Raw genomic sequence first — 11,218 nt, forward strand, 5'->3', positions numbered from 1 at the left:
AGTGAAACGCAGCTGCGCCGATGGTAGTGTGGCCTAAGCCATGCGAGAGTAGGTCATCGCCAGGGTTTTTACCCCGAAAACCCCGCTGCTCACGCAGCGGGGTTTTCTTTTTGTCTGCGTTTCAGCCCCTCCCACCACGGACGCACGGGTCGCCGCGCTCGGCGATGCCGACATCCTGGTGGCCATGCGCGAACGCACACCGATCACCGCGGCACTGTTGGCCCGCCGGCCCTGTCTACGCCTGCTGATCACCAGCGGCATGCGCCATGCGGCCATCCATGTCGCGGCAGCGAAAGCGCAGGGCGTCATCGTCTGCGGCACCGACAGCCATCCCGAGCCTGCCGTGGAGATCACCTGGGCGCTGATCCTCGGCCTGATGCGTCACCTGGTGCCTGAGGCCAATGCGTTGCGCAGCGACGGGCCGTGGCAGCAGACGGTCGGCCGCGACCTGCATGGTGCGCGGTTGGGACTGCTGGGAGTGGGGAATATCGGTCAGCGCGTGGCGCAGATCGGCCAGGCGTTCGGGATGCAGGTGAGTGCAGGGGGGCCGAATCTCCACGCGCCACGTGCGGCGGCGGCGGGGGGGCAATGGGCTACATCGCAGCAGGCCCTGTTCGCTGGCAGCGAGGTGGTGTCGCTGCACCGGGTCCTGGGCGAACGCAGCCCCGCGATCGTGGATGCCGACACGCTGGCCTGCATGCCGGCACACGCATGTCTGATCAATACCTTACGCGCGGGCCGGATCGATCAGCAGGCGTTGATCGACGCCCTGACTGACAAGCGCATCGCCGGTGCTGACCTGGATGTCTTCGACATCGAACCCCTCCCGGCCGGGCATCCGCTGCGCACATTGCCCAACGTATTGGCGACGCCCCCTCTGGGCTACGTCACCGCGCGCAATTACCGGGACTATTTCGGCCAGGCGGTCGAGACTATCGCCGCCTGGCTGCAGGGCGCGCCGAAACGCGTGCTGGACTGACGCCGGTCAGGCCACCGCGGCCGGGCGGTACGCCTGTTCCTGGTGACGGAACACGGCCACTGCCTGGGTCAGGTCGGCAGCCTGCGCCTCCAACAGGCGTGCCGCTGCACTCGCTTCTTCGACCAATGCCGCATTCTGCTGGGTGGCATCGTCCATCTGCGCCACCGTCCGGTTGACCTGATCGATGCCGGCGGCCTGCTCCTGCGAGGCCGAAGAGATCTCGGCCATGATGCCGCTGACACCGGCCACGCTGCTCACAATCTCGCCCATGGTCTGCCCGGCGTCCTGGACCAGGCGCGCGCCGTCGGCAACCTGTACCACGGAGGCATCGATCAGGCCCTTGATCTCCCTGGCGGCCTCGGCCGAACGCTGGGCCAGGCTGCGTACCTCGCTGGCCACCACCGCGAAGCCGCGGCCCTGCTCGCCTGCACGTGCTGCTTCCACGGCGGCGTTGAGGGCAAGAATATTGGTCTGGAAGGCGATCCCGTCGATGACGCGCGTGATGTCGCCGATGCGGTGAGAGGCGGTCTGGATGGCGTCCATGGTGGTCACCACCTCGCTCACCACCCGACTGCCGCGGGTGGCGACGTCATGCGCGCCGTGCGCCAACGCACTGGCCTGGCGCGCGTGTTCGGCATTCTGTCGCACGGTGGAGGTCAGCTCCTCCATCGAGGCGGCGGTTTCCTCCAGATGGGCAGCCTGGCGTTCGGTACGCTCGGACAGATCATCGTTGCCACTGGCGATCTCACTGGCGGCCAGCGAAATGGAGCCGGTGCACTGCTTGATCCGTTCGACCATCGCGGTCAGTTGCTCCGCCGTCGCATTGGCATCGCGCTGCATGGCCTGGAACGACCCGTGGAAGTCGCCCCGCATGCGCTGGTCCAGATCGCCATCGGCCAGTGCCGAGAGCATGCGGCGGATCTCACCGACCGTGCCACCCACGCTGTCCAGCAGCTGATTGATGCCGCCGGTCAGGCCGTTGAGGAAGCTCGCGCCTCCGTCCGTGGCCTGCAGCCGGCGATCAAGATCGCCCTTGCTGGCGGCCTCGACGATATCGGCCACGGCATGTTCCAGCAGCAGTTCGTGGGTGCGGTCATGCCATTCCACCGCGAAGCCCTGGCGCTGGCCCTTCGCATCGAATACCGGCGTGACAACCTGGGCGAAGTGCACCGGGCCGATCCGCACACGCCCGTGATGGGTGACCATCAGCGTATTGAGGATGGCGCGGATGCGGTCCGGATTGGCATGGAAACGGTGGATGCTGCTGCCGACCAGGCGCTCGGCGTCGAAGTCGGGGAAGGCCTCACGCAGGCTGGTCTGCTGGTTGCGCAGCAAGCTCACCACCGACTGGTTCACGTAGCGGATCACGTGGTCGTTGTCGGCGATCATCATTGCGGTGCGGGAGACATCCAGTGCCTGCCGGACCTGGGCATCGTGCGTATGTTCGACACTGTCGCGCGCCTGCGCGCGGGCTGCCTCCGCGGCCAGCGAGACCGACCGCACCTCTGCCTGCCGCAACGCCTGGCCCTGCTGCCGCACGCGCAGTGCCACCACGCCCAGCAGCAGCGCCGCGACTGCCACCGGAAGCAGCGCCCAAGGCTGCCGCTGCCAGATCGCGGCGGTTACCGCGGCGGCAAGCAGCACCCCGGCGGAGATCAGATAGGCGGCATCCGTGGACGGCCGGGACGTGCGCGTGCGCAGCAGATCGGGTGGGCGGGAGGTGGCATCGGGCATGGCGGACATGAGGGCTCCAGAATCAGCAGAAAACGGAAGGCCCGCGGCGTGATCGCGCGCAGGCGGATGCCACACCCGTCACCGGCGAAGCGGTGGGTGCAGCAGCGGAAGGAAGTAGGTGGGCACGCGCAGAGCAGGTGACGGCAGGTGCCGTGTCGGCGGTGGCGATCACCGCCGGCATGGCCCGGTCCTGTGGGCGATGGCACGGCCAATCCGGCATTGCGACGACGTTCCCTGGAAGCCTGGGTGATCCGCGGCTTCGCAACGGCGGAGCAAGCGACGACAGTGCGGCCGACGAAGATCGGCCTGCATCATCGGTATCGGTCGCTGCCGGGATAAGTTGAGTGCGACCGTGTGTCGCACCGTGCAGTGCTTACCCGGCGAGGAAGCCCTGGATCACCTCAGCGACCACCTGCGGATGCTCCATGTGCAGATGATGCGTGCCCGGGAACACCGCCAAGCGGCCTTCGCGCAGCAACGAGATGCGCTGGCTGCGCAACGGCTCCGGGTAATACGACTGCGCTGGCGTGGCGTAGATCACCTGGGTCGGGCATTCGATCGCGGCGAGCAGGTCGTCGATCTGCGCTTCGCTCAGGCGCATCGCGGTGGGCAGCATCAGGCGCTGATCGCTGCACCAGCTGAAACCCCCTTCAACCGGCTTGACGCCGCGTTCGACCAGCAGGCGCGCGCACGGCTCGCTGAGCTGGTTGGCCATCATGCGGGCGCGGATCGGCGCGGCCAGATCGGGGAACACGCGCAGTCTGCGGGTGGGCAGCGCCCGCGCGGCACGCACATGCTCACGCAGGCGCTGTGCGGTTTCATTCTCCGGGCCCCGCAGACCGCCGAGGGCCTCGATCGCGATCAGGCGTTCGACGCGTTCGGGTGCGGCCGCCGCGGTAAGGCTGGCAATGCCGGCGCCCATCGAGTGGCCGAGCAGCACGAAGCGGTCCCAGCCCAGCGCATCAGCGACGTCGAGCACGTGGCAGATCGCACCGGGCGTGTTGTATTGCGTGCCGGGCGGCAGATGCGCGCTGTGGCCGTGGCCGGGCAGATCGATCGCGACCAGCGCCAGATCCGGTAGTTGCGCGGCCAACGGTACGAAGCTGGCCGCGTTGTCGAGCCAGCCATGCAGCGCCAGGACGCGCGTGCCGCCGGTCTCACCCGACCGCAGGCCGGCCACGGTGCTGCCGGCCACCGGCAGCGAGAACGGCTGCAGCGTCATGCCAGCGCCGCGATGCTCAGCCGCGACAGGGCCAGTGCATGCGCGTGCGCGTCGTTGAGGCAGGGGATGTAGCGCATTGTCGCGCCGCGCTCGGCCACGGTCTCGGTAAAGCCCATCGCCACTTCTTCCAGGGTTTCCAGGCAGTCGGTGGCAAAGCCGGGGCAGACCACGTCCATGCTGCGCACGCCCTTCTCGGCCATCGCCCACAGGGTGGGTTCGGCGTAGGGCTGGAGCCACTTCTCACGGCCGAAACGCGATTGGTAGGTCAGCTGCCAGGCATCGTCGGCCAGCTCCAGCGCGTGGGCGATCGCGTGGGCGCTGGCTTCGCAGCGCTGCGGATACGGATCGCCGGCGTCGGCCAGGCGCTGTGGAATGCCGTGGAAGGAAAACACCAGTTTCTCGCCGCGCCCATGCTGCTCCCACCACTGGCGGATGCTGCCGGCGACGGCGGCGACCCAGTCCGGATCGACCGCGTAATCGCGCACCAGGGTCACGGTGACGCCGGGATGCTTCGGCTGCCACTCGCGCACCTGGTCCTCGATCGAGGCCGTGGTGGTGGTCGAATACTGCGGGTACAACGGCAGTACCACGATCCGTTTCATGCCTTCGGCGGCCAGCCGGTCCAGCTCGGCCGGCAGCGCCGGGGCGCCATAACGCATCGCATGGCGCACCCGCAGATCGGGCATCAGGCCCTGCATGGCCTCGGCCAGCCGGCGCGTGTAAACCATCAGCGGGGAGCCCTCCGGCAGCCAGACCTGGGCGTACTTGGCGGCCGAGCGACCACTGCGTAATGGCAGGATCAGCCCGAACAGCAAGGGTTTCCAGAACAGCGGCGGAATCGCGACCACGCGTGGATCGCTGAGGAACTCAGCCAGGTAGCGACGCACCGCCGGGGCGGTTGGCGTCTCGGGCGTGCCTAGATTGACCGCCAGCACGGCGGTGTCGGGTGCGTCGAGCATGCCGCCATTCTCGCAGGTCTGCGCGATTGGCGGGATGGATTTGGATGATGAACGCGATCCAGCGTGCATATCGATAGCCAGGAATACTCATTGCCGATTCATCGCCGGCCTTCTAACGTCGAGAAGCGTATCGACCCCGGTCGTACCTGCCGCTATCTTGTATGAATCGACTTTCTGGAGCCCACCCATGCGCCGCCTCAGCCTTGTTCTGCTGATCTCCGCCAGCCTGCTGTCGACCCAGGCCATGGCCGGGCCACAGGAGGACCAGCGCGCCCGCAATGCCGTGCGCGTCCTGAATGAAATCCAGGACATCCCCGAGCAGGGGATTCCCGACAAGCTGCTCGACGAAGGCCGAGCGGTCATCGTCATTCCCGATACGATCAAGGCCGGCCTGGTGATCGGCGGCCGTCGCGGCCATGGCTTGATGTCCGTCAAGACGCCCGATGGCAGCTGGTCCAACCCGGTGTTCGTGAAGCTCACCGGCGGCAGCATCGGCTTCCAGGCCGGCGTGCAGTCCTCCGATGTAGTGCTGGTGTTCCGCAACGACCGCAGCCTGGACAATCTCGTCAACGGCAAGTTCACCCTGGGCGCCGATGCCGGCGTCGCCGCCGGACCGGTCGGTCGCAACGCCGCCGCCGCCACCGATGGCCAGCTGAAGGCTGAGATCTGGTCCTGGTCGCGCGCCCGTGGCCTGTTCGCCGGTGTGGCGCTGGATGGCGCCGTGCTGCAGATCGACGATGCCGCCAACCTGGACGCCTACGGCAGCAACACCACGCCGCGCATGGTGTTCGAAGGCCGTGTCGGCGAGCCGCCCTCGGTGGACGTGGTCGCCTTCCGTGATCGCCTGGAGGAAGCCACCTATACCGCCCGCGAGAAGCGCGGCACTGCGGGCAATGCCCCAGCGCCGGCCGCTGCGCCGCGCGCCGCCGCCGTACCGGTTCGACCTGAACAGGCACCTGCCCCGGCCCCTGCTGGCGCGACCACGGCCCCGCTGCAGTCCGTGCCGGCGCAACCGGCCCCGCAGCAGGGCTTCCAGCCGGTTGGCGACGGTGAAGTCCGGACCGAATCGCTGGACGGCAACTGACTTTTGTCACGCGCGCCGGCTTACCGCCGGTGCGCTATGCTCAACCGTCTGATCACTACGTAACGCGAGCGAGTCATGGGCAGTTTCAGCATCTGGCATTGGTTGGTCGTGCTGGTCATCGTTCTGCTGGTGTTCGGCACCAAGAAACTGACCAGCGGCGCCAAGGACCTTGGCAGCGCCGTCAAGGAATTCAAGAAGGGCATGCGCGACGAGGACAAGCCGAACGCGCAGCTCAGCGACAGTTCGCGTCCGCAGGACTCGACGACGACGTCGCAGACCGAGCACGACCGCGACCCGCGCTGATCCGGGCGGCTTGGCGTGTTCGATATCGGTTTCAGTGAACTGCTGGTCATCGCGGTGGTGGCCTTGGTCGTCCTCGGCCCCGAGCGGCTGCCCAAGGCGGCCCGCTTTGCCGGGCTGTGGGTGCGCCGTGCCCGCAACCAGTGGGATTCGGTGAAGCAGGAGCTCGAGCGTGAACTGCACGCCGAAGAGATCAAGCGGCAGTTCGATGATGTGAAAACCTCGATGCGCGATACCGAGTCGCAGCTGCGCGCCAGTGGCGAAGCGGTGCGCCGCGAGGCCGAGCAGATGCGCCAAGACGTGGCACGGCAGGGCGATGACGTCGCCGCGGCTGCGGACGACGAACCGGTGATGACCGGCCCCGCACCAGGTTCCCCGGCCAGCGTGGCCCAGCATGTGGTGGCCCCCGAGGAGGCCGAGCCGCCGCGCGATGCGATGGCGCCGCCGGGCATCGATGGCAGCGCGCCGCGGGCGGACGTCCCGGCGGCTCTGCCGCCGTCGACTGACATCGCGCCACCGACGCCTGCGCCCACGCTGCCGAACGATGAGGCAACGCGATGAGCGAGCATGAGAGCAACGAGAGTTCGCTGGTTGAACACCTGATCGAGTTGCGTGCGCGCCTGGTGCGCGCGTTGATCGGGCTGGGCGTGGTGTTGCTGGGCCTGATGCCGTTCTCGCGGCAGATCTACACGATGATCGCCGAACCGCTGATCTCGCAGCTCCCGAACGGGCAGACGATGATCGCGACCAACCCGGCGGGCGCGTTTTTCGCGCCGTTGAAACTGACCTTCTTCGTGGCGGTGTTCATCGCCGTGCCGTGGCTGCTGTTCCAGCTGTGGTCGTTCGTGGCGCCGGGCCTGTATGCCCGCGAAAAACGCCTGGCGGTGCCGTTGCTGGCCTCGTCGGTGCTGCTGTTCTATCTGGGCTGCGCGTTCGCGTATTTCCTGGTGTTGCCGGCGGTGTTCCACTTCCTCACCACGTTCCGCCCGGAGGTGATTGCGATCACGCCGGATGCGACGGCGTACCTGGATTTCGTGCTGGCGATCTTCTTCGCCTTCGGCACCAGCTTCGAGCTGCCGGTGGCGATGGTGATCCTGGTGCTGCTGGGCTGGATCACGCCGCAGCAGTTCAAGGAAGGTCGCGGCTACGCGATCGTCGGCATCTTCGTGCTGGCCGCGGTGCTGACGCCGCCGGACGTGGTTTCGCAGCTGATGCTGGCCATTCCGATGTGCCTGCTCTACGAACTGGGCATCCACGCCGCGCGCTGGCTGGTGCCACGCCCGGGCGGGAAAGAGCAGCCGGAGTAAGGCACAAACAAAAACCCCGGCCAAGGCCGGGGTTTTTGTTTGGATCAGGCCGCGAACACGTTGTTCGGGCCCGGCATCGGCGGCGGGGTCTGCGGCCCCTGCTGGCCGAACATCTGCTTCCACGCCGTGTAGATGGCACCGGCGAAGACCGGCATCACCACGCCCATCAGCAGCAGCTGCGCAACGAACAGCGCGAGCATCGTGCCGCCGATCAGCTGCGCGATCAGGGCCACCAGCATCACGCCGAAATAGATCGCAAACACCGCCACGAAGGCGAGCAGGAAGAACACCAGCATCGCCAGCACGTTGTGCAGGCAGGCGCGCAGGCTCAGGCGCATCGCCTGCAGGCCGTTGCGATGCTCGAACATCACCTGCGGCGGCAGGGTGAACAGCGCCAGCGCCATGGCCAGGAAGGTGACCACCACCAGTGCCAGCCAGAGCAGGATGCGCATCGCCGGCAGGCTCGCCATCAGCTCTTCGATCTGCGCCGGGTCCGGCTGCGCGCCGGACTGGCTGATCGCGTTGAGCTGCACCATCACCTCGCTCAGGTGCTGCAGGCCACTGCTGCCGATCAGCACCAGCAACAACACGCCCAGGAACAGGCCGGCCACCAGCTGCGGCAGCAGCGAGGCGAGCAGGTTCAAGGCGCGGCCTTCCTGCAGGCCCTGCAGCAGGTGCGCAGGCTGCGCCACGCGACCCTGGTCGACTTCGCGCACGGCCCACACCAGGCCGCCGAAGAACAGCGGGCCGGCCAGCGCCATCAACAGCTGCGCCAGGGTACTCAGCGCCGGGCTGACCATCGCCAGCGACATCACCAGCAACGCGGCCACGGCCCAGATCACGCCGAGCAGGCCCAGCGCCAACGGCGCCTTGCGCAGCAGGGTGAAACCCGACACCAGCCATTCCGCGCCGGCGGAGGCCGGCAGCTTGCGAATCTCGCTCATAACATTCCGGGACAGGGGAGAAGGCGCGAACGCCCGATTGCGGTCGATTATCCCTGTTTTCCCGGCGCGTGACCTGAAGGCCGCCCTGCGCGGCGCGGACGCTGCGTTGCGTCCGGGGGCATGCCGGTGCAGCCCTCAGGCGTTGCGTGCCTGGCGGACGAAACGGCGCAGCAGCTGGCGGGCCAGCGGGGCGGCGCTGACGTCGCGGGCGACACTGCGCGCGCAACCGCCGTGCTGGCGGATGCACTCGGCGCGGGCGCGGACGTAGCCGCGCATGTGGTGGGTGGCGAACTCCGGATGGAACTGCACGCCCCAGGCATGTGCGCCCCAGCGGAAGGCGTGGCAGTTGTCCTGCGCCGAGCGTGCCAGGATCGCCGCGCCCTCGGGCGCGCGCAGCACGGTCTGCAGGTGGGTGGCGTGGGCCGGGAAGCGCGCCGGCAGGCCGCCGAACAGCGGATCGTCCACCGCCGAAGGATCCAGCGCCAGCTCGATCGTGCCGGACTCGCGGCCGGCCGGGTTGTAGGCCACTTCGCCGCCCAGCGCGTGGGCGAGCAGCTGGTGGCCATAGCAGATGCCGAACACCGGCCGGTCGTCGTGGGCGGCAGCGCGCAGCCACTGCGCGCTGCGTTCGCTCCACTCGGCGCGGTCGGTGACGTAGGCGGCCGAACCGCTGACGATCACCCCGGCAAAATCGCGGTGGCTGGGCAGGGTGCCGCCCTGCTCGACATCGACCACCACGGTCTCGTCGGCGTCCAGCCCGGCCGCGACCCGGATCCAGTGCGAAAACCGCCCGTAACGGCGCAGCGAGGCGACGGGTTGGCCGGTTTCAAGAATCAGGAATGGGGCGGAATTCATCCGGGGGAGGCAGGACCGAGAGGACTTCCTCGATTGTAGTCAGCCCTGCCGCTACCTTTTCAAGTCCCGCGCGACGCAGGGTTCGTACCCCTTCAGCACGTGCGGCACGGTTGAAGGCGGCCAGATCCATGTCCGCGCGGATGTGTCGGCGCAGGCTGGAACCCAATGGCAGCAACTCATACAGGCCCACGCGGCCCAGGAAACCGGTGCGTCGGCAGTCGATGCAGCCGACCGGTGCATATGGCGTGGGCGCCTCAGGTAATGCTGCATCGGCATCAGTCAGCACCGCCCATTGCTCGGCCGAGAGCACCGTGGGCACCTTGCAACTGCTGCACAGGGTGCGCACCAGGCGCTGGGCCAGCACCCCGTTGAGGGTGGAGGCGAGCAGGTAATGCGGCACGCCCAGGTCGAGCAGACGGGTGATCGCCGAGGGCGCATCGTTGGTGTGCAGGGTGGACAGCACCAGGTGGCCGGTGAGCGAGGCCTGGACCGCCATCTGCGCGGTCTCCAGATCGCGGATCTCGCCGATCATGATGATGTCCGGGTCCTGCCGCAGCAGGGTGCGCACGCCGCTGGCGAAATCCAGGTCGATGTTGGTCTGCACCTGCATCTGGTTGAACTCCGGTGCGATCATTTCGATCGGGTCTTCCACCGTGCAGACATTCACGTCCGGGGTGGCCAGCCGCTTCAGCGTGGAATACAGGGTGGTGGTCTTGCCCGAGCCGGTCGGCCCGGTGACCAGCACGATGCCGTGCGGGCGCTCGACCAGGGCGGTCCAGCCGGCCGCCTCCTGCGGGCTGAAGCCGAGCTGGTCGATGCTCTTGAAGGCGGCATCCGGGTCGAAGATGCGCATCACGCACTTTTCGCCGAACGCGGTGGGCATGGTCGACAGGCGCATTTCCACTTCGCGCCCACCCGGGGAGCGGGTCTTGATGCGGCCGTCCTGCGGGCGCCGGCGCTCGGCCAGGTCCATGCGGCCCAGCACCTTGATCCGGCTGACCACGGCGGTCATCACCGCCGGCGGCACCTCGAACACCTTGTGCAGCACGCCATCGATGCGGAAGCGCATGCGGCCCATGTCGCGGCGTGGCTCCAGATGAATGTCCGAGGCGCGCTGCTCGTAGGCGTACTGCAGCAGCCAATCCACGATGTGCACGATGTGCTGGTCGTCGGCGTTGACGTCGCCGGCGCGGCCCAGTTCGACCAGCTGCTCGAAGCTGGGCAGGGTGCTGCTGGTCTCGCCGCGGACATCGCCACGGGCGCCGCGCACCGAGCGCGTCACCCCGTAGAACTCCATGGTGTAGCGGTGCAGATCGAGCGGGTTCACCATCGCCAGCTCGATCCGGCGGCGGCTCAGGTGTTGCAGGTCGCGCAACCATTCCTGGGCCAGCGGCTCGCTGGTGGCGACCAGCACGCGCTCGCTGTCCACCGCCAGCGGCAGGAAGCGGTGGCGGCGGGCATAGGCGTGGGAAACCAGGGCGGTGACCGCCGAGACGTCGACCCGGGTCGGGTCCACCCGCAGGTAGCGCACGCCCGCGCGCTGGGCCAGCCACTCGCTCAGGCGCTCCAGGCCGAGCTCACCGCCTGCGCTGGCGCCCAGTTTAAGGTTGGCCAGCAGCACCAGCGGGTGGACCTCGCTGGCATTGCGTGCGCCCGGGGCGGAAAAGCGGATGCGCTCCAGATCGGCGGCGGCGACCAGGCCATCGGCAACCAGGGCCGCGGCGACCTGGTCGAAATCCAGCCGCCCGTGCGGCAGGGGCACGCCCCCGGCAGGGACGCTGGCATAAGCCGCTGGCAGGCGTGGATCCATCCTCCATTTCCCCAGGCACGGAAG

General features: G+C 68.2%; 11 protein-coding genes. 5 read left to right on the forward strand and 6 right to left on the reverse strand.

Annotated elements, in window-relative coordinates; all coding sequences use genetic code 11:
- Window positions 1–85: 85 nt before the first annotated feature.
- Window positions 86–979: a D-2-hydroxyacid dehydrogenase family protein gene (locus ABE472_RS04305; protein ID WP_346465795.1), complete on the forward strand. Its 894-nt coding sequence runs from the start codon at window positions 86–88 to the stop codon at window positions 977–979.
- Between the two features lie 6 nt (window positions 980–985).
- Here ABE472_RS04305 and ABE472_RS04310 read toward each other — a convergent pair whose 3' ends face one another.
- The 3 genes from ABE472_RS04310 to hemH form a co-directional block, all read right to left on the reverse strand.
- Entirely contained in the window at window positions 986–2,722 is a 1,737-nt protein-coding gene (locus ABE472_RS04310) for a methyl-accepting chemotaxis protein (protein WP_346465621.1), read from the reverse strand.
- A 364-nt stretch (window positions 2,723–3,086) separates the two neighbouring features.
- Entirely contained in the window at window positions 3,087–3,935 is an 849-nt protein-coding gene (locus ABE472_RS04315; protein ID WP_313211937.1) for an alpha/beta hydrolase, read from the reverse strand.
- Window positions 3,932–4,894 (reverse strand): ferrochelatase, encoded by a 963-nt coding sequence (gene hemH, locus ABE472_RS04320; RefSeq protein WP_313211936.1) that lies wholly within the window; start codon window positions 4,892–4,894, stop codon window positions 3,932–3,934. Before hemH ends, ABE472_RS04315 begins: the two co-directional genes overlap by 4 nt.
- Before the next feature lie 187 nt (window positions 4,895–5,081).
- Between hemH and ABE472_RS04325 the strand changes: the two genes are divergently transcribed.
- The 4 genes from ABE472_RS04325 (at window position 5,082) to tatC (ending at window position 7,585) form a co-directional block, all read left to right on the forward strand.
- Window positions 5,082–5,978, forward strand: coding sequence for a YSC84-related protein (locus ABE472_RS04325; protein WP_313211935.1), 897 nt, complete (start codon window positions 5,082–5,084; stop codon window positions 5,976–5,978).
- Between the two features lie 75 nt (window positions 5,979–6,053).
- Entirely contained in the window at window positions 6,054–6,281 is a 228-nt protein-coding gene (gene tatA, locus ABE472_RS04330) for a Sec-independent protein translocase subunit TatA (RefSeq protein WP_019185586.1), read from the forward strand.
- A gap of 15 nt (window positions 6,282–6,296) precedes the next feature.
- On the forward strand, window positions 6,297–6,839 hold the full coding sequence (gene tatB, locus ABE472_RS04335; protein WP_346465624.1) for a Sec-independent protein translocase protein TatB: 543 nt from the start codon (window positions 6,297–6,299) through the stop codon (window positions 6,837–6,839).
- On the forward strand, window positions 6,836–7,585 hold the full coding sequence (gene tatC / locus ABE472_RS04340; RefSeq protein WP_102788725.1) for a twin-arginine translocase subunit TatC: 750 nt from the start codon (window positions 6,836–6,838) through the stop codon (window positions 7,583–7,585). Before tatB ends, tatC begins: the two co-directional genes overlap by 4 nt.
- A gap of 44 nt (window positions 7,586–7,629) precedes the next feature.
- On the opposite strand, the gene ABE472_RS04345 is transcribed toward tatC, so the two are convergent.
- The 3 genes from ABE472_RS04345 to ABE472_RS04355 all read right to left on the reverse strand — a co-directional run bounded on the left by ABE472_RS04345 (window position 7,630) and on the right by ABE472_RS04355 (window position 11,194).
- On the reverse strand, window positions 7,630–8,529 hold the full coding sequence (locus tag ABE472_RS04345) for a BPSS1780 family membrane protein (protein WP_313219253.1): 900 nt from the start codon (window positions 8,527–8,529) through the stop codon (window positions 7,630–7,632).
- Between the two features lie 135 nt (window positions 8,530–8,664).
- Window positions 8,665–9,384, reverse strand: a complete 720-nt coding sequence (locus tag ABE472_RS04350; RefSeq protein WP_313211932.1) for a glutamine amidotransferase — start codon at window positions 9,382–9,384, stop codon at window positions 8,665–8,667.
- On the reverse strand, window positions 9,356–11,194 hold the full coding sequence (locus ABE472_RS04355; RefSeq protein ID WP_313211931.1) for an ATPase, T2SS/T4P/T4SS family: 1,839 nt from the start codon (window positions 11,192–11,194) through the stop codon (window positions 9,356–9,358). The genes ABE472_RS04350 and ABE472_RS04355 overlap by 29 nt, the downstream gene beginning before the upstream one ends.
- Window positions 11,195–11,218: the final 24 nt, after the last annotated feature.

Source organism: Stenotrophomonas sp. TWI809 (genome assembly GCF_039673205.1).
In the GTDB taxonomy this organism is placed as follows: Bacteria; Pseudomonadota; Gammaproteobacteria; order Xanthomonadales; family Xanthomonadaceae; genus Stenotrophomonas.